This is a genomic window from Salmonella sp. 32100201201700099SM (assembly GCF_017572645.1).
Lineage (GTDB): Bacteria > Pseudomonadota > Gammaproteobacteria > Enterobacterales > Enterobacteriaceae > Salmonella > Salmonella enterica.
On record NZ_JAGERQ010000005.1, the window covers coordinates 268,671 to 293,751 of the forward strand.

The following is a 25,081-nucleotide window of genomic DNA, read 5'->3' on the forward strand; positions in this document are numbered from 1 at the left end:
ATGAAATCGTTACAGGCTTTATTCGGCGGCACCTTTGATCCGGTGCATTATGGACATCTTAAACCTGTTGAAACGCTGGCGAATCTGATCGGCTTATCGCGGGTGATTATTATGCCTAACAATGTGCCGCCGCATCGCCCCCAGCCGGAAGCTTCCAGCGCGCAGCGTAAATATATGCTGGAGCTGGCTATCGCCGATAAGCCGCTTTTTACGCTGGATGAACGCGAGCTACAGCGAAACGCGCCCTCTTACACTGCGCAAACGCTGAAAGCATGGCGCGAAGAACAGGGTCCCGAAGCGCCGCTGGCGTTTATTATCGGCCAGGACTCGCTGCTCAACTTCCCCACCTGGCATGATTACGACACCATCCTTGATAACACTCACCTGATCGTTTGTCGTCGTCCGGGCTACCCCCTTGAAATGACGCAGGCGCAACACCAGCAGTGGCTGGAACAGCATCTGACCCATACGCCAGACGATCTGCACCAGTTGCCAGCCGGTAAAATTTACCTGGCGGAAACGCCCTGGCTTAATATCTCCGCAACCCTCATCCGCGAACGGCTGGAAAAAGGCGAGTCCTGCGACGATCTGTTGCCGGAAAACGTGCTGAACTACATCAATCAGCAGGGGTTATACCGGTGAGCACATTGCGCAGCGCCGACAGCAGACGCTCGTTTTGCGCAGCGCTGCGTATCGCCACACGATAATAGCGGCTGTCCAGCCCCGGGTAGTTAGCGCAGCTACGGATTAAAATCCGCTGCGTCAGCAACCGTCGCTGCAGGTCAATATCCTCTCGCTCACAGCGTAACAACAGATAGTTTGCCCGCCCGGGATAGACCGTCAGCAGGGGGAGCTGACAAAGCGCCTGATAAAACCGGGCGCCCTCCTCCCGTAACCAATGCCAGGTCGCCTGTTGCCAGGCGCTATCCTGTAACGCTACCTCACCGGCCAGCGCCGCCAGCGCGTTAACCGACCACGGCATTTGTTGGCGACGCATCCGCGCCACCGCCGCGTCATTGCTGTTGACGAGATATTCCAACCGCAGGCCGGGAATGGCATAAAATTTGGTCAGCGAACGCAGCACCCAGATATGCGGATTATCTTTAAGAGCAGGAATAAAGCCCGTCTCATGCGGAATAAAATCGATAAACGCTTCATCCAGGATAAGGTTAATGTTCAGCGATTTACAGCGATCGGCAATGGCCTGTAATAACTGCCGCTCCGGCAGCAGACCGGTAGGATTATTGGGCGTACACAGAAACAGGCAGTCCAGATCGGGCGTCAACGCCTCAAGAATGGCATCGGTAAGCTGCCAGCCATCCGCTTCGCGTAGAGACCAGCGACGAATTTCACAGCCAATTTGCGCCAGCGCCCGGCCATACTCCGCGAAACCTGGCGTGACAATCATTGCACGACGCGGTTTAAGACCGCTCGCCACGGTAAAGATTGACTCCGTCTCGCCATTTCCCGCCAGTATCCACGATGCCGGCACCTGGTGATGACGCGCCAGCGCCTGGTGCAAATGAAAATAATCGGCGTCCGGGTAGCGCTCAATGCAGTCCAGATTGTCGATAAGCGCGCGTTTCACGCTGACAGGCATACCCAGCGGATTAATGTTTGCGCTAAAATCCAGTAACTGGTCAGGCGAGATGCCCAACACCGTCGCGGCTTCCCGAATATTACCGCCATGCGCGCTGTTGAATAACGCCATTATGCCTCCGGCCAAAAAACGCTATTTTAGTGAAAAAAACGTTGCGCAATCAGGGGCATTATCATGTTTTGCGCATTTAACCTCATGAGGAATACCATGCGATTGTGGCTGGTGCGTCATGGCGAAACCGAGGCCAATGTCGCCGGGTTATACAGCGGACATGCTCCCACGCCGTTAACGGAGAAAGGGATTGGCCAGGCGAAAACGCTACATACTTTATTGCGCCACGCGCCATTTGACCTGGTGTTATGCAGCGAGCTGGAGCGCGCGCGCCATACCGCCCGACTCGTACTGGAGGGCCGGGATACGCCGCAACACATCTTACCTGAGCTTAATGAGATGTACTTCGGCGACTGGGAAATGCGCCATCACCGCGACCTCACCCACGAAGATGCCGAAAGCTATGCCGCCTGGTGTACGGACTGGCAGAATGCGGTTCCGACCAATGGCGAGGGTTTTCAGGCTTTTACCCGGCGCGTAGAGTGCTTTATCTCGCGACTCGACGCGTTTAGCGATTGCCAGAACCTGCTGATCGTCAGCCATCAGGGCGTACTCAGCCTGTTGATTGCCCGTCTGCTCGCAATGCCCGCCGCCTCGCTATGGCATTTCCGGGTAGAACAGGGATGCTGGAGCGCAATCGACATATGCGAAGGGTTCGCCACCCTGAAAGTATTAAATAGTCGTGCCGTCTGGCAGCCTGAGTGATGAATTTTCCGTTTTTTCTCGCCGCAGCGGTTTCGCCCATTGACAGCCCCCGACAGGCTGTTATTCTCCGCAGCCAGGCTTTTTTCACCTTGCAGAGCTTTGCAGAAATTGTTTTACAAAAATGGCGATGCTTTCTGTGACGTGGGATGGGATGATAATCTGATTTTAAACGCCGATCCGGCGACATAAGTCCCGGTATCGCCGCTGATTCAGGTATACTACACGGCGTCCCGCCGGAAGGTTAGCGTTAACTCGCAACGCCTTACCGGTCCAGCCTGTTGGCCTTTTTCTATCGTTATAACGCAATTATTCACCCAGGGGGAAAACTTGCAGGGTAAAGCACTCCAGGATTTTGTTATCGACAAAATTGATGACCTGAAAGGTCAGGACATCATCGCCTTAGATGTTCAGGGTAAATCCAGTATCACCGACTGTATGATTATTTGTACCGGCACCTCCAGCCGTCACGTTATGTCTATTGCCGACCACGTGGTGCAGTCGTCGCGCGCGGCCGGTATGCTGCCGTTGGGCGTCGAAGGCGAGAATGCGGCTGACTGGATTGTCGTCGATCTGGGCGATGTGATTGTGCATGTCATGCAGGAAGAAAGTCGCCGCCTGTATGAACTGGAAAAACTCTGGAGTTAATGCGTGAAGCTGCAACTTGTCGCTGTCGGCACGAAGATGCCCGACTGGGTTCAAACGGGATTTACGGAATATCTGCGTCGTTTTCCGAAAGATATGCCCTTTGAGCTGATCGAAATCCCTGCGGGCAAACGCGGCAAGAACGCGGATATCAAACGCATTCTCGACAAAGAGGGCGAGCAGATGCTGGCCGCCGCCGGTAAGAATCGCATTGTTACCCTGGATATTCCAGGCAAGCCGTGGGATACGCCGCAGTTAGCCAATGAGCTGGAGCGCTGGAAACAGGACGGGCGCGACGTCAGTTTGCTGATTGGCGGCCCGGAAGGATTATCTCCCGCCTGCAAAGCGGCAGCAGAACAGAGCTGGTCGCTCTCGGCGTTAACGCTCCCTCACCCGCTGGTTCGGGTTCTGGTCGCGGAGAGTTTGTACCGGGCGTGGAGCATCACAACCAACCACCCTTATCACCGTGAGTGATCGTGAAGTCTTGAGAAGATTAAGCAGCGGATGAAACGACAAAATTCTTTTCGTGACTATACGGCTGAGTCCGCACTGTTTGTGCGTCGGGCGCTGGTCGCCTTTTTGGGTATTTTGCTGCTGACCGGCGTACTGATCGCCAATTTGTATAATCTGCAAATTCTCCGTTTTACCGATTACCAGACCCGCTCGAACGAAAACCGTATCAAGCTGGTGCCAATTGCGCCAAGCCGCGGGATAATCTACGACCGTAACGGCATTCCCCTTGCGCTGAACCGCACTATCTATCAGATTGAAATGATGCCGGAAAAGGTGGATAACGTTCAGCAAACGCTGGATGCGCTACGCAGTGTGGTCGATTTAAACGACGACGATATCGCCGCCTTTAAAAAAGAGCGCGCCCGATCCCATCGCTTTACTTCTATTCCGGTGAAAACAAACCTGACGGAAGTTCAGGTCGCGCGCTTTGCTGTCAACCAGTACCGTTTTCCGGGCGTCGAAGTCAAAGGCTATAAACGCCGCTATTATCCATACGGATCGGCGCTGACCCACGTTATCGGCTACGTATCGAAAATCAATGATAAAGACGTCGAGCGTCTCGACAGAGAAAACAAACTGGCGAACTACGCCGCCACCCATGACATCGGCAAGCTGGGCATTGAGCGCTACTATGAAGATATTCTGCATGGGCAAACCGGTTATGAAGAGGTTGAAGTCAACAACCGCGGTCGCGTTATTCGCCAGCTCAAAGAGGTGCCGCCGCAGGCCGGACACGATATCTACCTGACGCTGGATCTCAAGCTCCAGCAGTATATTGAAACGCTGCTGGCAGGCAGTCGCGCGGCGGTGATTGTCACCGATCCGCGTACCGGCGGCGTGCTATCGCTGGTCTCCATGCCAAGTTACGACCCTAACCTTTTCGTGGACGGCATCTCCAGCAAAGATTACTCCGGGCTGCTTAACGACCCGAACACGCCATTAGTGAACCGCGCGACTCAGGGTGTCTACCCACCCGCTTCTACCGTTAAGCCTTACGTCGCCGTATCGGCGTTAAGCGCTGGCGTCATCACCCGTAACACCAGTCTTTTCGACCCTGGCTGGTGGCAGTTGCCGGGGTCTGAGAAACGCTACCGCGACTGGAAAAAATGGGGCCACGGGCATCTGAATATCACCAAATCCCTTGAAGAGTCGGCGGATACCTTCTTCTATCAGGTGGCCTATGACATGGGGATCGATCGCCTGTCAGAATGGATGGGTAAGTTCGGCTATGGTCACTATACCGGAATTGATCTCGCAGAAGAGCGATCTGGTAATATGCCGACCCGCGAGTGGAAACAGAAACGCTTTAAAAAACCGTGGTATCAGGGCGATACGATTCCGGTGGGCATCGGCCAGGGCTACTGGACGGCAACGCCGATTCAGATGAGTAAGGCGCTGATGATCCTTATTAACGACGGTGTAGTTAAAGTCCCGCACCTGTTAATGAGCACCGCGGAAAACGGTAAACAGGTGCCGTGGGTACAGCCGCATGAGCCGCCGGTGGGCGATATTCACTCCGGCTACTGGGAAATAGCGAAAGATGGCATGTATGGCGTCGCCAACCGCCCTAACGGCACGGCGCATAAATATTTTGCCAGCGCGCCCTATAAAATCGCGGCGAAATCGGGCACCGCGCAGGTCTTTGGCCTGAAGGCCAACGAAACGTACAATGCGCATAAAATCGCCGAGCGCCTGCGCGACCATAAATTAATGACCGCCTTTGCGCCGTATAACAATCCCCAGGTCGCCGTCGCGATCATCCTTGAAAACGGCGGCGCAGGCCCGGCAGTAGGCACGATCATGCGCCAAATCCTTGATCACATCATGCTGGGCGACAACAACACCCATTTGCCTGCGGAAAACCCGGTGGTTGCAGCGGCGGAGGACCAATAATCATGACGGATAATCCGAACAAAAAAACCTTCTGGGATAAAATTCATATCGATCCCACGATGCTACTTATTCTGCTGGCGTTACTGGTTTACAGCGCATTGGTCATCTGGAGCGCCAGCGGCCAGGACATCGGCATGATGGAGCGTAAAATCGGTCAGATTGCGATGGGGCTGGTGGTCATGGTGGTGATGGCGCAGATCCCGCCGCGCGTGTATGAAGGCTGGGCGCCCTATCTCTATATCATTTGTATCATTCTGCTGGTCGCCGTTGATGCCTTCGGCGCAATATCCAAAGGCGCGCAGCGCTGGCTCGATCTGGGAATCGTTCGCTTTCAGCCTTCGGAAATAGCCAAAATCGCCGTGCCGCTGATGGTCGCCCGCTTTATTAACCGTGACGTCTGCCCGCCCTCGCTGAAAAATACCGCCATCGCCCTGGTATTAATCTTTATGCCTACCCTGCTGGTCGCCGCCCAGCCGGACCTGGGGACGTCTATTCTGGTCGCCCTTTCCGGTCTCTTTGTCCTATTTTTGTCTGGCCTGAGCTGGCGCTTAATTGGGGTCGCCATTGTATTGATCGCTGCATTTATTCCTATTTTGTGGTTTTTCCTGATGCACGATTACCAACGCCAGCGCGTCATGATGCTCCTTGATCCGGAGACCGATCCGCTGGGCGCGGGCTATCATATTATTCAGTCTAAAATCGCCATTGGCTCAGGCGGCCTGCGCGGTAAAGGCTGGCTCCACGGCACCCAGTCGCAGCTGGAGTTTTTACCCGAACGCCATACCGACTTTATTTTCGCGGTACTGGCGGAAGAGCTCGGTCTGGTGGGCATCCTGATTCTGCTCGCGCTCTATATTTTGCTAATAATGCGCGGTCTGTGGATTGCCGCCAGAGCGCAAACTACATTTGGTCGCGTGATGGCTGGCGGATTAATGTTAATATTATTCGTTTATGTCTTCGTAAATATTGGTATGGTGAGCGGTATTCTGCCTGTGGTTGGAGTACCTTTACCCTTGGTCAGCTACGGGGGCTCCGCACTGATTGTGCTGATGGCCGGGTTCGGGATTGTGATGTCGATCCACACCCACAGAAAAATGTTGTCGAAAAGCGTATAAGGGGTGCGCAATGCGTAAGCAGTTGCCTGTAATCTGCGTCGCGGCAGGGATAGTACTACTCGCGGCATGTACTAATGACGGCGGTCAGCAGCAAACCACCGTCGCGCCGCAACCTGCGGTATGTAATGGTCCGACTGTGGAAATCAGCGGAGCGGAACCGCGTTATGAACCTCTGAATCCGACCGCAAACCAGGATTATCAGCGTGACGGTAAAAGTTATAAAATCGTTCAGGACCCGTCCCGCTTTAGCCAGGCTGGCCTGGCCGCTATTTATGATGCGGAACCCGGCAGTAATTTAACCGCCTCCGGGGAGATGTTCGATCCGATGCAGCTTACCGCCGCCCATCCGACACTGCCTATCCCCAGCTATGCGCGAATCACCAACCTGGCCAACGGTCGCATGATCGTCGTGCGTATTAACGATCGCGGCCCCTATGGCACCGATCGGGTCATCTCCCTGTCCCGCGCAGCGGCGGATCGTCTGAATACCTCGAATAATACTAAAGTACGGATTGACCCCATTATCGTGGCGCCGGATGGTTCGCTCTCCGGCCCGGGGATGGCCTGTACGACGGTGGCGAAACAGACCTACGCTCTGCCCCCGCGCCCTGATTTAAGCGGCGGCATGGGAAGCGCCTCTTCAGCGCCTGCGCAACCGCAAGGCGACGTTCTTCCGGTCAGTAATTCCACGTTGAAAAGTGACGATACCACCGGTGCGCCGGTGAGCAGCAGCGGCTTCCTCGGCGCGCCGACCACGCTGGCGCCTGGCGTGCTGGAGGGTAATGAACCGACGCCGGCACCACAGACAGCGCCGGTTTCCGCGCCGGTGACGGCTCCAGCGACTGCGACGCCGGTGAGCGCGCCTGCCGCCGCAGCCCCGGTATCTGCCCCGGTGAGCGCGCCTGCCGCCGCGGCGAGCGGTCGTTTCGTCGTCCAGGTCGGCGCCGTCAGCGATCAAACGCGTGCGCAGCAGTACCAACAGCGTTTAAGCCAGCAGTTCAGCGTACCAGGACGCGTAATACAAAACGGCGCGGTCTGGCGTATTCAACTGGGGCCTTTTGCCAGTAAAGCCGAAGCCAGCGCGTTACAGCAACGTTTGCAAACAGAAGCACAATTACAGTCCTTTATCGCCAGCGCGCAGTAACCGATTGCAGGTATCTGTACTGTCAATTTCTGTAAATGACATTAACAAAGTCACGCGGAAAGTCAGATGCCTGCCAGTTATGCTTTTGCTATAGTAGGGCTCTTTTTTTAATTTCATCACGGACGTCGTAGTTCAGACCATGAAGACCACTTTTTCCGCTCGTTTTATGCAGCGCATGGCGCTCACCACGGCGCTTTGTGCCACGTTTATCTCAACCGCACATGCCGATGACCTGAATATCAAAACTATGATCCCGGGTGTTCCGCAGATCGATGCGGAATCCTACATCCTGATCGACTACAACTCCGGCAAAGTTCTGGCGGAACAAAACGCCGACGAACGTCGCGACCCGGCTAGTCTGACGAAGATGATGACCAGTTACGTCATCGGACAGGCAATGAAAGCGGGTAAATTTAAAGAAACCGACCTGGTTACCGTCGGTAATGACGCCTGGGCCACCGGCAATCCGGTATTTAAAGGCTCTTCGCTGATGTTCCTCAAACCGGGAATGCAGGTACCGGTCTCTCAGTTGATACGCGGCATCAATCTGCAATCCGGCAATGACGCCTGTGTGGCGATGGCTGATTTCGCCGCCGGTAGCCAGGATGCTTTCGTCGGGCTGATGAACAGCTATGTGAACGCGTTGGGGCTGAAAAATACCCACTTCCAGACCGTACACGGCCTGGACGCCGACGGACAATACAGTTCAGCTCGCGATATGGCGCTGATTGGCCAGGCGTTAATTCGAGATGTGCCGAACGAATATGCCGTTTATAAAGAAAAAGAGTTCACCTTTAACGGCATTCGCCAGTTAAACCGTAACGGTCTGCTGTGGGATAACAGCCTGAATGTGGACGGCATCAAAACCGGCCATACCAGCAAAGCGGGCTATAATCTGGTCGCTTCCGCAACCGAAGGTCAGATGCGATTGATTTCCGCCGTGATGGGCGGACGGACCTATAAAGGCCGTGAAACAGAAAGCAAAAAACTGCTGACGTGGGGCTTCCGTTTCTTTGAAACCGTTAATCCGCTGAAGGCTGGTAAAGAGTTCGCTTCTGAACCCGCCTGGTTTGGTAATACCGATCGCGCCTCGCTGGGCGTTGATAAAGACGTTTACCTGACGATCCCTCGCGGCCGCATGAAAGATTTGAAAGCGAGCTATGTACTGAATACCGCAGAACTGCACGCGCCGCTGCAGAAAAACCAGGTGGTCGGCACCATCAACTTCCAGCTGGACGGTAAAACCATCGAGCAGCGTCCGCTGGTCGTACTGCAAGAGATCCCGGAAGGGAACTTCTTCGGTAAAATCATTGATTACATTAAATTAATGTTCCATCACTGGTTTGGATAAAAATTGCACGCTTGAAAGTGTGATTTTCGTCCCCATATACTATGCATCAGTAAAACTCCCGCCCTGTGGCGGGAGTTGTTATTTTTTTACGTAATGCCGGAGCTGACATGAAAACCAAACTTAACGAACTGCTTGAATTCCCTACGCCATTTACTTACAAAGTAATGGGGCAGGCGTTACCTGAGCTGGTTGATCAGGTGGTTGAAGTGGTACAGCGCCATGCGCCTGGTGATTACTCTCCGACGGTAAAACCGAGCAGCAAAGGCAACTACCACTCGGTCTCTATCACCATTAATGCCACCCATATTGAACAGGTTGAAACGCTGTACGAAGAACTGGGCAATATTGATATCGTGCGAATGGTATTGTAATACATCCAGACGGTTACCCGGTCTTATCCGGGTAACTCCCCGCCTCCCCCGCTGTGATATACTTTCCTCTCTTTTTTCATTCTCTACGGAGATGCCGTTTTGTATCAGGATAAAATCCTTGTCCGCCAGCTCGGCCTTCAGCCCTATGAAGCTATCTCTCAGGCCATGCATAACTTTACCGATATGCGCGATGAAAACAGCCATGATGAAATCTGGTTGGTTGAGCATTACCCGGTGTTTACCCAGGGCCAGGCCGGTAAAGCGGAACATATATTGATGCCTGGCGACATTCCCGTTGTGCAGAGCGATCGTGGAGGACAGGTGACCTATCATGGTCCAGGCCAACAGGTAATGTACGTTTTACTTAACCTGAAACGACGTAAACTGGGCGTGCGTGATTTAGTCACCCTACTTGAACAGACCGTGGTGAATACGCTGGCTGAAATTGGTATTGAGGCGCATCCGCGCGCCGATGCGCCGGGCGTCTACGTGGGTGAAAAGAAAATCTGCTCGCTCGGTTTACGTATCCGTCGCGGCTGCTCATTCCACGGTTTAGCGCTAAACGTTAACATGGATCTTTCTCCTTTCCTACGCATCAACCCGTGTGGTTATGCCGGCATGGAAATGGCCAAAATAACGCAGTGGAAGGAAGACGCTACCACGGATAATATTGCGCCCCGCTTGCTGGCGAATATTTTAGCTCTGCTAAATAATCCACCGTATGAATATATTGCTGCTTAATGCGTAAAATATAATGGCCCAAGAAATTTATGGGTCATTAATCATATATGATTTGAATGCTTTACTTCTCCCCCCGCTTTCTATATTTTCGTTATATCCCTGCTGTAGCCGCCAGGCGGCATGGCCTCTTCAGTCCTCATGATGAGGAATTTTCCGTGAACAAAATCCCGGCCTTGCTGTTACTTATCTTATTGAAATGACTAAAAATACATTCATAAGAGTAATTTTAAAACCAACTCATAAATGCAAAATATACTATTTCATCTATTATTCATAATACGAATGAATTCGGAGCCAGAGCGTGAGTGATAATAATCAGGCAGAAAGACAACCGGCCGATCAACATCTACAAGACAAACCGCAAATTTTCAGAACACTGAGAAATATTGACCTCAATCTGTTGACGATTTTCGAGGCCGTATATGTCCATAAAGGGATCGTCAATGCAGCGAAAATTCTTAACCTGACGCCGTCAGCCATCAGCCAGTCCATTCAAAAATTACGGACTATATTTCCCGATCCGCTGTTTATTCGCAAAGGCCAGGGCGTAACGCCCACGACGTATGCTACGCATCTGCACGAATACATCAGCCAGGGGCTGGAATCTATTCTTGGCGCCCTGGATCTTACGGGCAGCTATGATAAGCAACGTACCATTACAATTGGCACGACGCCTTCGGTCGGCGCGCTAGTGATGCCGATTATTTACCAGGCCATCAGGCCGCGTTATCCTCAGCTTTTGCTGCGCAACATTCCGGTAGACGATGCCGAAAGCCAGCTTAGTCAGTTTCAGACCGATCTCATTATCAATACCCATAGCTATAACAACCGGAGCATCCAGTATCACGTCCTGTTTAGCGATACGCTTGAGATTGTCTGCCGCCAGCATCACCCGTGTCTGGCGAACGCCATTACTGAAGAGAGACTGAACAGCGCGGATCACACCTTTCTGATGCTGGAGGGACAACATCTTTCCCTGCTGCGCCAGCGACTGCAGGAGACATTTCCCGATCAGCAAATCAGTTTTAGCAGCTACAATATTTTTACCATTGCCTCGCTGATCGCCAGCAGCGATCTGCTGGGGCTGATGCCCACCCGCTTCTACGACTTATTTAGCCGCTGCTGGCCGCTTGAGCGCCTTCCCTACGCGCCGGTGAATAGTGAACAGGTCGAGTTCTCGCTGCATTACAATAAACTGAGTCTGCGCGATCCGGTGCTGGAGAACGTCATTGATATCATTCGTGAGGCGTTCTGACAAAAATGTTGCATTCAGGTCACGGAAGATATGGGCAAACAGCACAAAACAACAACTATTTTACATTTTGCCGGGCTGTCAGGCTGCTTTATGGCCCTTATCAATGATATACTGCGTGTCACAAATTCAAAAATAGTTGATAAATACAACTTTCCCTTGAATTGAAACGCTTTCCTTCGTTATTCGCAACTGGAACACGCACGCTATGAGTAAACCCATTGTGATGGAACGCGGTGTAAAATACCGCGATGCCGATAAGATGGCTCTTATCCCGGTTAAAAATGTGGTCACAGAGCGCGACGCTCTACTACGTAAACCGGAATGGATGAAAATAAAACTTCCGGCGGATTCTACCCGTATCCAGGGCATCAAAGCCGCAATGCGCAAAAATGGCCTGCATTCTGTCTGCGAGGAAGCGTCTTGCCCAAACCTGGCTGAATGTTTCAACCACGGTACCGCTACGTTTATGATCCTTGGCGCCATTTGCACTCGCCGCTGTCCGTTCTGTGATGTCGCCCATGGCCGCCCCGTTGCGCCGGATGCGGAAGAGCCGCAGAAACTGGCGCAAACGATCGCCGACATGGCGCTACGCTATGTGGTCATCACCTCTGTCGACCGTGACGATCTGCGTGACGGCGGCGCCCAGCATTTTGCTGACTGCATCACCGCCATCCGTGCCAAAAGCCCGGAGATAAAAATAGAGACCCTGGTGCCAGACTTCCGTGGACGTATGGATCGCGCGCTGGATATCCTTAACGCGACGCCGCCGGATGTGTTTAACCACAACCTGGAAAACGTGCCGCGTATCTACCGCCAGGTTCGTCCGGGCGCCGATTACAACTGGTCGCTGAAATTACTGGAACGCTTCAAAGAAGCGCACCCGGAAATTCCGACAAAATCGGGTCTGATGGTGGGCTTAGGCGAAACCAATGCGGAAATCATTGAGGTTATGCGCGATTTACGCCGTCACGGCGTTACCATGCTGACGCTTGGTCAGTATCTACAGCCAAGCCGCCATCACCTGCCGGTACAGCGTTATGTCAGCCCGGAAGAGTTTGACGAGATGAAAGCGGAAGCCCTGGCGATGGGCTTTACCCATGCCGCCTGTGGCCCCTTTGTACGTTCTTCGTACCATGCTGATCTCCAGGCCAAAGGCATGGAAGTGAAATGATCGTGTAATAGACGCTTACATTTCAGGCAAAAAAAACCGGCAACTCGCCGGTTTTTTTACTCTGCGGAGCAAGCGCATTGCGCTATTACTCTTTATGCGAGAGTTTTTCAGCCTGAACGCTACCGTCGACGTCTTTCTTAACGCCCGCGTCTTCATCGTTCATTGCTTTCTTGAATCCTTTAATCGCCGTGCCCAGGTCTCCGCCCAGCGTACGTAACTTCTTGGTACCAAACAGCAGAACAACCAGTGCGGCAACCACCAGCAGTTTGGTAATACTAATCTCACCCATAGATACCTTCTTCACTAAAAACAGGCTGCGTAACGCGCCGGATTAACCTGAGAATATTAACGGTCTTTCGACGCGCGCACACAATAGCAATCTGTAACAAGGTGAATCAAGCTTTGCGTAAAAAAACATCATAATAATTGCGGTGGCGCAAATCGTCGTTGCTGCAAAAGAGGAAGTTGCTCCCGCACCTGGTCTATTCGTTCTCTGAATATTTCCGCGACGATCAGCGCCGGACGATCGGCTGCCGCGGCTATCGTTACCCCCAACGGATCGATAATACGACTTTGACCAATATTACGATTACCACACTCCCCGGCCGCAATCATATAGCAGGTGGTATCCAGCGCTCTCGCCGCCAGCAGCGTCGACCACTGCTGCTCTTTCAACGGGCCGCGAACCCAGCCCGTCGGCAGCGCCAATACGTCAGCCCCCTGTAAAACCAGCACTAGCGCCATGTCCGGAAAGCGCAGGTCATAACAGGTCATAAGCCCCACCTTAACCCCCTCCACGTCCAGCACAGGCGCGATAACGGTTCCGGCATCAATACTTTGGGATTCTTGCATCGAAAACGCATCATAGAGATGCAGCTTCGCGTAACGCGCGACAATGTGACCTGCCCGTAGCGCCACCAGCATATTAACCGCCCGTCCAGGCGTTGACGGGACAAGGATAGTGAATATCGTCGTCATATTATTATGAGCGCTTTCTTCCTGAAGCCGCGTCATAAACGCGCCATCCAGCGGCTGCGCGGCGCGAATCGGCAGGTCAAGGCCGATGTCATCTCGCGCTAATATCCCCTCAGGCAGCACCAGAAGCGATACGCCGCGGTCCGCCGCCTGCGCCATTAACGAAACGCAAACTTGCGCATTCTCTTCCCATACAGAACTCACCACAAACTGCCCGGCTGCAACGAACATATCCCCTCCCACACCTCTGTCAGGACTCGCCAATTATGCGTGTTCGGCGTTACACTCCTCTTGTATAGCAATTAAATAAAGGATTCGGCAGTGTTACAGCTTCTTTTAGCAGTTTTTATTGGCGGTGGAACGGGGAGCGTAGCCCGGTGGATGCTCAGTATGCGTTTTAATCCGCTTCATCAGGCGATTCCCATCGGTACGCTAACAGCAAATTTACTTGGCGCGTTTATTATCGGCATGGGGTTCGCCTGGTTTAACCGCATGACACATATCGATCCGATGTGGAAAGTGCTCATTACGACCGGCTTTTGCGGCGGCCTGACGACCTTTTCTACTTTTTCTGCCGAAGTGGTATTCTTGCTGCAAGAGGGGCGCTTTGGCTGGGCGCTGCTGAATGTGCTGATTAACCTGTTGGGTTCGTTTGCCATGACGGCGCTGGCATTCTGGCTATTTTCCGCCGCCGCAGCGCGTTAAGCGCAAAAAAAACCCGCCGAAAGGACGGGTTTTGAAATCTTGCTGTCGGACGTATGCTTACAGAGCAGTTACGTTTGCAGCGGAAGGGCCTTTGGCACCGTTAGTGATTTCGAACTCTACGCGCTGACCTTCAGCCAGAGTTTTAAAACCATTGGTCTGGATTGCAGAGAAGTGTACAAACACGTCTTTGCTGCCATCTTCCGGAGTAATGAAACCGAATCCTTTGGATTCATTAAACCACTTAACGTTACCTTTAATCTTAGACATCAAAATTACCTTTACATGAAAAATAGACACAAATGCTGTGTCGGATACCAGTACAACAATTGTGATGCATTTTGTCCAGTCGAACTTTGCGAAAAAGTGATAAATATCGCGTTAATTTTTAGCTAACCCTATCTACTTATTGTTTTTTAAGGCTTTTTAATTCACAACAGAACAATGCCCTTCTCCGTCAAAACTGGAAACGCATCCAGGCAAAATAGACGTTTCCGTTGTTATACGAACCCGGAATGTAGGTCATCTGAAAGGTAGCGGGACCATAGCCTATCGACGCTAAAGGCAACAGCACAGGGATGGGAATATAATTCCAGTTGTCGCGCGCGGTAACGCCTGCGGTAAAGCCCAGTCCCAGACGAAAATTATCGTCTTCCAGCGGTCGCCAGGTTTTTTCCCAGCCATAACCGCCTATGGGTTCCCATTTGTTAAATGAATCTTTAAAGGCCATCATATAGAGGCCATGCCAGTTGCCTTTATCGTCCCAGCGCGACTGACCAAAACCAACGCCCCACGGCCGTTCGTTATAGCGATCCGTTTTCTCTTTATCGTAGGCAAAGCGCGCATGCCAGGTAATGGCGGGGACATACAAATCATAATGCTCAGGCTGTCGCCACGTTTCTGCGACGTTATCGGTAAACGTGTTAAACCACCCTTTATCCGCCGCAGAGACTGAAGGAATAGCCAGCCATGGCATAACAAGGAGAGCAATAATAAGAAAATACTTTCTGATGATCATCGCAACATACATACCGTTCAAAAATTCGACTGTGATAATAACAACATTAACCTGAATAAAATCTTAACAAACTATAAACAGAGAATAATCTGAGAGAGTATCGGGTTAACGGCGTTTGATTTAGCACTCAGAACCGTCACGCGCTCCTTAATAAGCTTTCACAAAAAACACAAAACAAAGCACAACAAATAAAACAATAAAATAACAATAAATTAATACTTATAGCACTACAGAAAATTCGTATAAACATATTTCATCTTTAGTGATGACATGAAAAAATAACCGCGCCGTGATTTTAATCAGTAAGGCGCCATCCTTTATTCGGTACATTTTTATACCACTTTTGTGGTTCTTATTTTTACTCTGGGTGTCGATAAGACAGGGGAAACAATGCTAACAGTTATAGAGCTCCTTATCGGAGTCGTCGTTATTGTGGGTGTAGCACGCTACATCATTAAGGGATATTCCGCCACTGGCGTTTTATTTGTCGGCGGTCTGGTTCTGCTTATTATCAGCGCGCTGATGGGGCATAAGGTATTACCTGCCAGCGAAACCAGTACCGGCTATACCGCAACAGATATTGTTGAATACATCAAAATTTTGCTTATGAGTCGCGGCGGCGATCTTGGCATGATGATCATGATGCTGTGCGGCTTTGCCGCCTATATGACGCATATCGGCGCAAATGATATGGTCGTGAAGCTGGCGTCGAAACCTTTACAGTATATAAACTCGCCCTACCTGTTGATGATTGCCGCCTATTTTGTCGCCTGCCTGATGTCGCTGGCCGTCTCTTCCGCGACGGGGCTTGGCGTACTGCTCATGGCTACTCTCTTCCCGGTGATGGTCAACGTCGGCATTAGCCGCGGCGCGGCGGCGGCTATTTGCGCCTCTCCGGCCGCCATCATCCTCTCGCCAACGTCTGGCGATGTGGTTTTAGCCGCAAAAGCGGCGGAGATGCCGTTAATCGATTTCGCGTTCAAAACCACGCTGCCAATTTCCATCGCCGCCATTATCGGTATGGCGATTGCGCACTTTTTCTGGCAACGCTATCTGGATAAAAAAGAGAACATTTCACATGAGATGCTGGACGTGGCGGAGATTACCACCACGGCCCCGGCGTTTTATGCCATTTTGCCGTTCACGCCCATTATCGGCGTACTGATTTTTGACGGTAAATGGGGGCCGCAGTTGCACATTATTACCATTCTGGTGATCTGTATGCTGCTGGCCGCCGTGCTGGAATTCGTGCGCGGTTTCAACACGCAAAATGTGTTTTCCGGCCTGGAAGTGGCTTATCGCGGCATGGCGGATGCGTTTGCCGGTGTCGTGATGCTGCTGGTCGCGGCGGGCGTTTTCGCCCAGGGGCTGAGCACCATTGGCTTTATCCAAAGTCTGATCTCGATTGCCACTTCTTTTGGCTCCGCCAGCATTATTCTGATGCTGGTCTTAGTGATTTTAACCATGCTGGCCGCGATGACCACCGGTTCAGGCAATGCGCCTTTTTACGCCTTTGTTGAGATGATCCCTAAACTGGCGCACTCCTCCGGTATCAACCCAGCCTATTTATCCATCCCAATGCTGCAAGCCTCAAACCTGGGACGCACGATTTCGCCGGTCTCCGGCGTCGTGGTCGCTGTCGCCGGGATGGCTAAAATATCACCGTTTGAAGTGGTGAAGCGCACGTCCGTTCCGGTCATCGTCGGTCTGTTGATCGTCATTATCGCCACGGAAATTATGGTGCCAGGCGCCTCTTCCGCCGTTACTGGCGGCTGATAGCCGGTAAGCCGGGGCGAGGGAAAACATCGCTCCGGCATCTTAAAGCGGGCTTAGCCGCCGTGATAAATACGCTGCGGCCTGCCCACTTTGCCATGAATAATCTCTGCGACAATCAGGTGCCGACTCGCGCAATATTCCAGGTAGCGTCGGGATGTGGTGCGGCTTATCGTTAAGGCCTGCGCGACCGTTTCAGCCGTATGGCGTACGGTTGGATCGGCAAACAGCTTCATCACCGCATTAAGGGTTAAGGCATCAATACCTGTCGGCAAATCCCCTTTTGGTTCACCGCGCGCATAGGCGTTGAACATTTCATCTATCTGCTTCTGGCTTGCGCTATCCGCGCTCGCCAGCATACGCCTGCGCTGTTGATAACGGGTCAGCGTCTGCCCCAAACGCTCATAAGCAATAGGTTTGACCAGATAATCAAACGCGCCGCTACGTACCGCTTCCGCTACCGTCTCCATGTCACTGGCGGCGGTCGTAAACACTACGCCGCCGGGATAGCGCGACTGCATTAATTCATGCAGCAGCGTAATCCCCTTCCCATCCGGCAGATAATTATCCAACAGAATTAATCCAGGTTTGAACCGGTCAATCATCATTCTCGCCTGCGCCAGATTGCCCGCCAGCCATATCTGCTTAAAGCCAGGAATATGGCGGATATATTCTGCGTGCATCTCCGCCAGCAGCGTTTCATCCTCAACGATCAATAGGGTTAATGGTTCTGTCATCGTTTTTTTTCACTTTCGGAAGGAATAAAGAAAATAAGGTGCCACAAGGATCATTGTCTTCCAGCGTAATGACCCCGCCACAGCGCCCTACATAACTTGCAATCAGATATAACCCGATACCATGCTCACCGGGTTCGTCAGTGCGGGTACTTACGCCCTGTTCAAAAATTTTTTCCCGCAGCGCTTCAGGAACGCCGCAGCCCTAGTCGGCGACCTCTATTACCACCTCGTCGCCCTCGTCGCTCAGGAAAAGTTCGATGGTATTGTCGCCTTCCTGTGTACGCAAACTCGCCTCAAACGCGTTATCCAGCAGATTCCCGACGATGGCGGCGAACTCCGTGCTATCCAGCCCCTCCGGCAGTTGATGTAGCTGGCTGCCGGGAACAATCACCATCTTGAGCCCCAGTTCACGCGCGCGCTGAACTTTGCCAAACAGCAAACCGGCCACCTGACGATCGGCGAAGGCGCCGCGTAAACTATCAATAAGTTGCTGCTGCGCCTGCGACTCACCCTGCACCATCTCTCTGACCCGATCATACTCTTTCATTTGCAGCAGGCCGTTCAGAGTCGACATCCAGTTCAGGTGCTCATGGCGTAGCGTGCGCAGGCTCTCAACATACTGTTTAATCTGGGTTAGCTGCGCGTTCAACGTCGCGATTTCATCCTTGCTGCGAAAACTAATAATAGCGCCCAGCAGCTCCTCGCCGGAACGGATAGCCTCACGATTGGCGATGACGCTCAGGCCATTGAAGTTGGCCATCACGTCCTGGCGTCTTTCCGCGATCTGGCAGGTAAAAAAGTCTGCCGGATTGACGACTTCCGCTATCAGCTTGCCCAGCCACTGACGCCCCGGCGACGGCAGCCCCAACATTTTTCTCGCACTGCGGTTAATCGCGGTGATATGTCCCTCCGGATCAACGGCGATCAGCCCTTTATAAACCGAGCTAAACAACGCCTCCTGCTGGCGTACCACGCGCGCAATCTGTTTCGGCTCCATGCCCAGCATTTGTCGGCGGATATGCGCGGCGAAAAACCAGGAAAGCAGCATTAATACCACCAGCAACAGGACAAAAACCCCCGCCATCGGTAATAAGAAGTCCAGCCGCCAGGAGTCGATTTTACTGACCAGATAGCCAATTGAAACAACGCCGATCACGTTGCCTTCGTTGTCAAAGATAGGCGTTTTGGCGCGCATCGCCATCCCTATTGAGCCCTTACCGGTAATGAAATAACTTTCTCCTCTTTCCAGCGCGCCGGGTTTCGTAAACTGCATGGGATAGCCGATTTTTTCCGGATTCGGATGGTAAAGCCGGATCGAGTGGCGATCGCCTATCACCACATAGTCAAAATCCGTCCCGCGCTGTAGTTTATTCGCAATTATCGCCAGGCGTTTATAGTCCCGGTTTTTTACGGCAGCGATAATGCTGTCGTTAGAAGCAATAATTTTTGCCTGATTCATCGCCATGTCACGAACATGGGATGCCAGATAATCTTCGAAACTGGCAGACAAATATTGTGCTAACGCTGCCACAATGAAAACAGAAACCACCAGAATGAGCAGAAAAATACGTAACGGAAACGCGAGTTGCCGAAAAAAAGGAAACAGCTTTTTATTTTTCTGGTAGGACATTAAGGTTCCTTATGGGCATTTCTCTACAGATTTATCGCAAATGTAATAAAAATGTTTTGAGTATCTTGAAGCATATAAAAACCGATCGTTACAGATTCCCCACATTAAATCAATTAAACAACTAAAACCCACTACCGGAATGGCGATTAAATTAATTAAAAAACTTAAAACCATAAAACACTAAAAAACCATCTAACGCTTTGTGAAATAAATCAAAATTTACCACCAAAATACTCCTTACGATGTATACGTCAGAGAGAAAAATAAATAACTCGTCATAAAAATACTCCCACTCTGACTGAAAAGAAAAAGTTATCAAGTTGCAACACAGCGCAACATATACAGAAAAGTGGCAACAAGCATATCACCAGGATATTTCTTACTATGTTTGGCAATAATGTATTCACTCGGGTAAAACGCTCTGAAAATAAAAAAATGGCGGAGATCGCTCACTTTCTCAAAGAGAATGATTTAAGCGTCGATACCACTGTAGAAGTGTTTATTACCGTCAGCCGTGATGACCGTCTTATTGCCTGCGGCGGTATTGCCGGAAATATCATTAAATGCGTGGCCATTAGCGAATCAGTACGCGGTGAAGGCTTAGCGTTAACGCTGGCGACGGAATTGATTAATCTCGCCTGGGAACGGCACTGCACCCATCTTTTTATTTATACCAAAACGGAATACGAAGCTCTGTTTAAAAAGTGCAGCTTTTCGACGATAGCCAGCGTCCCTGGCGTGATGGTCTTAATGGAAAATAGCGCGACCCGGTTGAAACGGTATGCGGAATCGCTGGCGACATTACGTCACGAGGGAAAGAAAATTGGCTGTATTGTGATGAACGCCAATCCTTTCACGAACGGCCATCGCTATCTGATCCAACAGGCGGCTGCACAGTGCGACTGGCTGCATCTGTTCCTGGTCAAAGAAGATACATCACGCTTTCCCTATGAAGACCGACTCGATCTGGTCCTTAAAGGGACCACCGATATCCCGCGCTTAACCGTTCACCGCGGCTCCGAATACATTATTTCTCGGGCGACGTTCCCCTGCTATTTCATTAAAGAGCAGAGCGTCATTAATCACTGTTATACCGAAATCGACCTGAAGATTTTCCGCCAGTATCTGGCGCCCGCGCTTGGCATCACACACCGCTTTGTTGGTACGGAACCGTTTTGCACCGTTACCGCCCAGTACAACCTTGATATGCGTTTCTGGCTGGAGACGCCAACGCTTCCCGCCCCACCCATTACGCTGGTGGAAATAGAGCGGCTTTGCTTCCAGGAGACGCCGATATCCGCCTCCTGGGTACGCAAGCTGCTGGTTAAACACGATCTCACGGCTATCGCGCCGCTGGTTCCCGACGCCACCCTGCGCTATTTACAGGGCATGGTCGAACGCCATCCGGGCAGCGCGGCAGCCCGTCAAAAGTCCCCCGTCTTAGCAACAGGTGAAAAATGAAAATAAACCAGCTAGCCGTCGCAAGCACGCTTGAGTCCGGCGATGTGATGATACGCATTGCGCCGCTCGATACGCAGGATATTGACCTGCAAATCAACAGTAGCATTGAAAAACAGTTTGGCGAGGCCATTCGCGCCACCATCCTGGAGGTGCTTTCTCGCTACGACGTGCGCGGCGTACAACTGAACGTCGATGATAAAGGCGCTCTGGACTGCATTTTGCGCGCCCGACTGGAAACGCTACTGGCGCGCGCCAGCGGTATTGCCGCTCTGCCCTGGGAGGATCGCCAATGATTTCCGCCTCTCTGCAACAACGTAAAACCCGCACCCGCCGCAGTATGTTATTCGTACCGGGCGCCAACGCGGCGATGGTGAGCAATTCGTTTATCTATCCGGCCGACGCGCTGATGTTCGACCTGGAAGACTCCGTTGCATTACGCGAAAAAGACGCGGCGCGCCGTCTGGTATATCACGCGCTGCAACACCCGCTTTACCGTGACGTCGAAACCATTGTCCGCGTGAATGCGCTGGACTCCGAATGGGGAGTCAACGATCTGGAAGCGGTCGTGCGCGGCGGCGCGGACGTGGTGCGTTTACCGAAAACCGACACCGCGCAGGACGTCATTGATATCGAAAACGAAATTCTGCGCATTGAAAACGCCTGCGGTCACGAACCGGGCAGTATCGGCCTGTTAGCCGCCGTGGAATCGCCGCTGGGTATTACCCGCGCGGTAGAAATCGCCCACGCCTCTGAACGGTTGATCGGGATTGCGCTGGGCGCGGAAGACTATGTTCGCAACCTGCGCACCGAACGCTCTCCGGAAGGCACCGAACTGCTGTTCGCCCGCTGCGCCATTTTGCAGGCCGCGCGTTCCGCCGGCATTCAGGCCTTCGATACCGTCTATTCCGACGCCAACAACGAAGCCGGTTTCCTGCAAGAAGCCGCCCACATTAAACAGTTGGGCTTTGACGGTAAGTCACTGATCAACCCTCGCCAGATAGAACTGCTGCACAACCTTTATGCGCCGACGCGTAAAGAGGTCGCCCATGCGCGTCTGGTCGTTGAAGCCGCAGAAGCCGCCGCCCGCGAAGGTCTCGGCGTCGTTTCCCTTAACGGCAAGATGGTCGACAGCCCGGTGATTGAACGCGCCCGTCTGGTGCTCTCCCGTGCAGAACTTTCCGGTATTCGCGAAGAATAAGGCAAAAAAATGACGCAGAAAAATGAATCTCAACGCCAGGATCGCGTAGCCGCCTGGAGCCGTCACGCTGAAAGCGAACTGAGCGCTTACCACAGTGCGGCAAAATTGGATCTACAAGCGCAAAAACCGCGCGACCACAAACTGTGCGCCAGCCTGGAAGAGGCCATCCGCCGTTCCGGTTTACGCGACGGCATGACGGTCTCCTTTCACCACGCGTTTCGCGGCGGCGATCTGACGATTAACCTGGTGATGGAAACCATCGCGAAGATGGGCTTCAAAAACCTGACCCTGGCCTCCAGCTCGCTGAGCGACTGCCATGCGCCGTTGGTTGAACACATTCGTAACGGGGTGGTCAGCCGCATCTACACGTCAGGCCTGCGCAGCCCGCTGGCGGAAGAAATTTCTCGCGGCCTGCTGGCTGAGCCGGTTCAGATTCACTCCCACGGCGGTCGTGTGCATCTGGTACAAAGCGGCGAACTCAACATTGATGTTGCGTTTCTTGGCGTCCCCTCCTGCGATGAATTCGGTAATGCTAACGGTTATACCGGCAAGGCCTGTTGCGGTTCACTGGGCTACGCGATGGTGGATGCCGACAGCGCGAAGCAGGTCGTGATGCTGACGGAGCAACTGCTGCCGTATCCGCATAACCCGGCAAGCATCGCCCAGGATCAGGTTGATCTGATCGTGCAAATCGAAGAAGTCGGTGATGCAAACAAAATCGGCGCTGGCGCGACCCGCATGACCACTAATCCGCGTGAACTGCTGATCGCCCGCAGCGCGGCGGAAGTCATTGCTCACTCCGGCTACTTCAACGAAGGTTTCTCCCTGCAAACCGGCACCGGCGGCGCATCGCTGGCGGTCACCCGTTTCCTGGAAGACAAAATGCGTAGCCGCAACATTGTGGCTAATTTCGCGCTGGGCGGTATCACCGCCACCATGGTCGACCTGCATGAAAAGGGCTTAATCCGCAAACTGCTTGACGTTCAGAGCTTCGATCGTAACGCTGCGCAATCTTTGGCCCGCAACCCGAACCATATCGAAATCAGCGCTAACCAGTACGCCAACTGGGGCTCTAAAGGCGCTTCCGTCGACCGTCTGGACGTGGTGGTACTGAGCGCGCTGGAAGTAGACACCCACTTCAATGTTAACGTGCTGACCGGCTCCGACGGCGTTCTACGCGGCGCGTCCGGCGGTCACTGCGATACCGCCGTCGCGGCGGCGCTGTCCATCATCGTCGCGCCGCTGGTGCGCGGTCGCATCCCAACGCTGGTTGATAACGTCACCACCTGCGTCACACCGGGCTCCAGCGTCGACATTCTGGTCACCGATCACGGTATCGCCGTCAACCCGGCGCGTCCGGAGCTGGCTGAACGACTGCAAGCAGCGGGAATGAAAGTGGTATCGATTGAGTGGCTGCGCGAACGCGCGCAACTGCTTACCGGTCAGCCCCGCCCTATCGAATTCACCGACCGCGTGATTGCTGTCGTGCGTTATCGCGACGGTTCAGTGATCGATGTGGTGCATCAGGTGAAGGAATAAGCCATGCGCCTGTTTCCTGAACTCGCCACCTGTCACGACGTTTCTATTCCTGAGCTGCTCGCCAGCCGGGATGAGAGACAAGCAAGACAGCGCGCCTGGCTAACGCGTCACGCTACTCCGCTGGTCTCCTTTACCGTGGTGGCGCCAGGCCCGATGAAAGACAGCGCGTTAACCCGCCGGATCTTTAATCACGGCGTGACTGCCCTGCACACGCTGGCAGAAGAGTATGGCTGGACTATCCGGGAGCAGGCTGCACTGGTTTCCGCCAGCGGGCCGGAAGGGCTGCTGGCGATTGACGCGCCCGCTCAGGCGCTCAAACAGGCGACCATCACGCTTGAACAGCGTTATCCACTGGGGCGCCTGTGGGATATCGACGTCCTGACGGCGAAAGGCGAAATACTCTCCCGCCGCCATTTCGCGCTTCCCGCCCGCCGCTGTCTGCTGTGCGGGCAAAGCGCGGCTGAATGCGCGCGGGGTAAAACCCACGCGCTGACTGATTTACTGATTCATATGGAGGCGCTGCTGCATGATGCCGATTCCCGCCAACCCGACTAACGCCTCCATTCAGCCGCGGTCGCTGTACGACGCCTGGGCCGATTTGGCCTGGCGCGCCATGCTGACCGAGGTAAATTTATCGCCAAAACCCGGTCTGGTAGACCGACTAAACTGCGGCGCGCACAAAGATATGGCGCTGGCGGATTTTCACCGCAGCGCGGAGGCGATTCGACACTGGCTGCCGCGCTTTATGGAATATGGCGCCAGCTGCACGCGCCTGCCGCCAGAGTCGGTTCTGGCGGGCCTGCGTCCATTGGGGATGGCCTGTGAAGCAGCGATGTTTCGCGCAACGGCGGGCGTCAATACCCATAAAGGCAGCATTTTCTCGCTGGGGTTACTGTGCGCCGCCATTGGCCGCCTGTATCAGCTACGCCAGCCGATCGCCGCAGAAACCCTCTGCGCTACCGCCGCCGATTTTTGCCGCGGCCTGACTACGCGCGAACTGCGCCAGAACAACCTACTGCTCACCGCAGGTCAGCGGCTGTATCAGCAACAGGGATTAACCGGCGCGCGCGGTGAAGCGGAAGCGGGCTATCCGCTGGTCATCCGCCACGCGTTGCCGCACTACCGCGCATTACTGGCGCAGGGGCGCGATCCGGATCTGGCGCTGCTTGATACCTTACTGCTGCTGATGTCGCTTAACGGCGATACCAACGTCGCGTCGCGCGGCGGCGCGGACGGTCTGCGCTGGCTACAGCAGCACGCGGCGTTCTTATTACATCAGGGCGGCATACGGACGCCTGACGATCTCGTTTATCTCCACCGGTTCGATCAGCAATGCATTGAACGCAATCTCAGCCCAGGCGGTAGCGCCGACCTGCTGATCGTGACCTGGTTTTTAGCGCAAATTTCGCAAGTTAATCATTAACACAATTATAGAA

At 53.2% G+C, this 25,081-nt stretch carries 26 protein-coding genes and 1 pseudogene; 20 read left to right on the plus strand and 7 right to left on the minus strand.

Annotated features, from left to right (window positions below; translation table 11 throughout):
• Window positions 1-642, plus strand: coding sequence for a nicotinate-nucleotide adenylyltransferase (nadD, locus tag J4685_RS10625; protein ID WP_001518902.1), 642 nt, complete (start codon window positions 1-3; stop codon window positions 640-642).
• Here the strand turns inward: nadD and cobD are convergent.
• Window positions 617-1,711 carry a threonine-phosphate decarboxylase CobD gene (gene cobD, locus J4685_RS10630; protein ID WP_001173245.1) on the minus strand — a complete coding sequence of 365 codons (1,095 nt, stop codon included), beginning with the start codon at window positions 1,709-1,711 and terminating at the stop codon, window positions 617-619. The two genes, nadD and cobD, sit on opposite strands and share 26 nt — an antisense overlap.
• A gap of 96 nt (window positions 1,712-1,807) precedes the next feature.
• On the opposite strand from cobD, the gene J4685_RS10635 reads away from it, so the two are divergent.
• From J4685_RS10635 to lipA, 11 genes are all read left to right on the plus strand, one after another.
• Window positions 1,808-2,416, plus strand: a complete 609-nt coding sequence (locus J4685_RS10635) for an adenosylcobalamin/alpha-ribazole phosphatase (protein ID WP_001241911.1) — start codon at window positions 1,808-1,810, stop codon at window positions 2,414-2,416.
• A 327-nt stretch (window positions 2,417-2,743) separates the two neighbouring features.
• The gene (gene rsfS / locus J4685_RS10640; protein ID WP_001161670.1) at window positions 2,744-3,061 is read left to right on the plus strand and encodes a ribosome silencing factor; all 318 of its coding nucleotides are present in this window, start codon (window positions 2,744-2,746) and stop codon (window positions 3,059-3,061) included.
• A 3-nt stretch (window positions 3,062-3,064) separates the two neighbouring features.
• Window positions 3,065-3,532, plus strand: coding sequence for a 23S rRNA (pseudouridine(1915)-N(3))-methyltransferase RlmH (gene rlmH, locus J4685_RS10645; protein WP_000776107.1), 468 nt, complete (start codon window positions 3,065-3,067; stop codon window positions 3,530-3,532).
• 30 nt (window positions 3,533-3,562) lie between these two features.
• Window positions 3,563-5,464: a peptidoglycan DD-transpeptidase MrdA gene (gene mrdA, locus J4685_RS10650; RefSeq protein WP_000828700.1), complete on the plus strand. Its 1,902-nt coding sequence runs from the start codon at window positions 3,563-3,565 to the stop codon at window positions 5,462-5,464.
• Between the two features lie 2 nt (window positions 5,465-5,466).
• The gene (mrdB, locus tag J4685_RS10655; protein WP_000131713.1) at window positions 5,467-6,579 is read left to right on the plus strand and encodes a peptidoglycan glycosyltransferase MrdB; all 1,113 of its coding nucleotides are present in this window, start codon (window positions 5,467-5,469) and stop codon (window positions 6,577-6,579) included.
• Window positions 6,580-6,589: 10 nt separating this feature from the next.
• Entirely contained in the window at window positions 6,590-7,723 is a 1,134-nt protein-coding gene (rlpA, locus tag J4685_RS10660; protein WP_001231298.1) for an endolytic peptidoglycan transglycosylase RlpA, read from the plus strand.
• 139 nt (window positions 7,724-7,862) lie between these two features.
• A complete protein-coding gene (gene dacA / locus J4685_RS10665; protein ID WP_000858714.1) occupies window positions 7,863-9,074 on the plus strand; it encodes a D-alanyl-D-alanine carboxypeptidase DacA in 1,212 nt (403 codons plus the stop codon).
• 107 nt (window positions 9,075-9,181) lie between these two features.
• On the plus strand, window positions 9,182-9,445 hold the full coding sequence (gene ybeD, locus J4685_RS10670) for a DUF493 family protein YbeD (protein ID WP_000850547.1): 264 nt from the start codon (window positions 9,182-9,184) through the stop codon (window positions 9,443-9,445).
• Window positions 9,446-9,544: 99 nt separating this feature from the next.
• The gene (gene lipB, locus J4685_RS10675; RefSeq protein ID WP_000284009.1) at window positions 9,545-10,186 is read left to right on the plus strand and encodes a lipoyl(octanoyl) transferase LipB; all 642 of its coding nucleotides are present in this window, start codon (window positions 9,545-9,547) and stop codon (window positions 10,184-10,186) included.
• A gap of 301 nt (window positions 10,187-10,487) precedes the next feature.
• Window positions 10,488-11,441, plus strand: coding sequence for a YbeF family transcriptional regulator (locus tag J4685_RS10680; protein WP_001282821.1), 954 nt, complete (start codon window positions 10,488-10,490; stop codon window positions 11,439-11,441).
• 205 nt (window positions 11,442-11,646) lie between these two features.
• A complete protein-coding gene (gene lipA / locus J4685_RS10685) occupies window positions 11,647-12,612 on the plus strand; it encodes a lipoyl synthase (protein WP_000042640.1) in 966 nt (321 codons plus the stop codon).
• A gap of 85 nt (window positions 12,613-12,697) precedes the next feature.
• Here lipA and tatE read toward each other — a convergent pair whose 3' ends face one another.
• A complete protein-coding gene (gene tatE / locus J4685_RS10690) occupies window positions 12,698-12,901 on the minus strand; it encodes a twin-arginine translocase subunit TatE (protein ID WP_000503938.1) in 204 nt (67 codons plus the stop codon).
• 128 nt (window positions 12,902-13,029) lie between these two features.
• Complete coding sequence (locus J4685_RS10695; protein WP_000495777.1) at window positions 13,030-13,818, minus strand: deaminated glutathione amidase; 789 nt, start codon at window positions 13,816-13,818, stop codon at window positions 13,030-13,032.
• Between the two features lie 90 nt (window positions 13,819-13,908).
• Here J4685_RS10695 and crcB point away from each other — a divergent pair, with 90 nt between their 5' ends.
• On the plus strand, window positions 13,909-14,292 hold the full coding sequence (crcB, locus tag J4685_RS10700; RefSeq protein ID WP_000939753.1) for a fluoride efflux transporter CrcB: 384 nt from the start codon (window positions 13,909-13,911) through the stop codon (window positions 14,290-14,292).
• 57 nt (window positions 14,293-14,349) lie between these two features.
• Here the strand turns inward: crcB and cspE are convergent, their stop codons facing one another.
• On the minus strand, window positions 14,350-14,559 hold the full coding sequence (cspE, locus tag J4685_RS10705; protein ID WP_000034826.1) for a transcription antiterminator/RNA stability regulator CspE: 210 nt from the start codon (window positions 14,557-14,559) through the stop codon (window positions 14,350-14,352).
• Between the two features lie 187 nt (window positions 14,560-14,746).
• Entirely contained in the window at window positions 14,747-15,319 is a 573-nt protein-coding gene (gene pagP, locus J4685_RS10710; RefSeq protein ID WP_000289055.1) for a lipid IV(A) palmitoyltransferase PagP, read from the minus strand.
• A gap of 378 nt (window positions 15,320-15,697) precedes the next feature.
• On the opposite strand from pagP, the gene dcuC reads away from it, so the two are divergent.
• Window positions 15,698-17,083, plus strand: a complete 1,386-nt coding sequence (dcuC, locus tag J4685_RS10715; RefSeq protein ID WP_000958616.1) for an anaerobic C4-dicarboxylate transporter DcuC — start codon at window positions 15,698-15,700, stop codon at window positions 17,081-17,083.
• 53 nt (window positions 17,084-17,136) lie between these two features.
• On the opposite strand, the gene dpiA is transcribed toward dcuC, so the two are convergent.
• Together dpiA and dpiB are read right to left on the minus strand one after the other, a co-directional pair.
• Window positions 17,137-17,817, minus strand: coding sequence for a two-component response regulator DpiA (gene dpiA / locus J4685_RS10720; RefSeq protein WP_000138779.1), 681 nt, complete (start codon window positions 17,815-17,817; stop codon window positions 17,137-17,139).
• Window positions 17,786-19,447: pseudogene (gene dpiB / locus J4685_RS10725) on the minus strand (sensor histidine kinase DpiB). The gene dpiA and the pseudogene dpiB overlap by 32 nt, the downstream one beginning before the upstream one ends.
• Window positions 19,448-19,831: 384 nt before the next feature.
• Between dpiB and citC the strand changes: the two are divergent.
• The 6 genes from citC to citG are packed head-to-tail and all read left to right on the plus strand — an operon-like array spanning window position 19,832 to window position 25,068.
• Window positions 19,832-20,908, plus strand: coding sequence for a [citrate (pro-3S)-lyase] ligase (gene citC, locus J4685_RS10730; protein WP_000467871.1), 1,077 nt, complete (start codon window positions 19,832-19,834; stop codon window positions 20,906-20,908).
• On the plus strand, window positions 20,905-21,201 hold the full coding sequence (gene citD, locus J4685_RS10735; RefSeq protein ID WP_000700687.1) for a citrate lyase acyl carrier protein: 297 nt from the start codon (window positions 20,905-20,907) through the stop codon (window positions 21,199-21,201). The genes citC and citD overlap by 4 nt, the downstream gene beginning before the upstream one ends.
• Window positions 21,198-22,106: an aldolase/citrate lyase family protein gene (locus J4685_RS10740; RefSeq protein ID WP_000622338.1), complete on the plus strand. Its 909-nt coding sequence runs from the start codon at window positions 21,198-21,200 to the stop codon at window positions 22,104-22,106. Before citD ends, J4685_RS10740 begins: the two co-directional genes overlap by 4 nt.
• 9 nt (window positions 22,107-22,115) lie before the next feature.
• Window positions 22,116-23,645, plus strand: a complete 1,530-nt coding sequence (gene citF, locus J4685_RS10745; protein ID WP_000192319.1) for a citrate lyase subunit alpha — start codon at window positions 22,116-22,118, stop codon at window positions 23,643-23,645.
• A 3-nt stretch (window positions 23,646-23,648) separates the two neighbouring features.
• A complete protein-coding gene (citX, locus tag J4685_RS10750; RefSeq protein WP_001236076.1) occupies window positions 23,649-24,200 on the plus strand; it encodes a citrate lyase holo-[acyl-carrier protein] synthase in 552 nt (183 codons plus the stop codon).
• Window positions 24,172-25,068: a triphosphoribosyl-dephospho-CoA synthase CitG gene (citG, locus tag J4685_RS10755; protein WP_000982665.1), complete on the plus strand. Its 897-nt coding sequence runs from the start codon at window positions 24,172-24,174 to the stop codon at window positions 25,066-25,068. The genes citX and citG overlap by 29 nt, the downstream gene beginning before the upstream one ends.
• Window positions 25,069-25,081 lie beyond the last annotated feature (13 nt).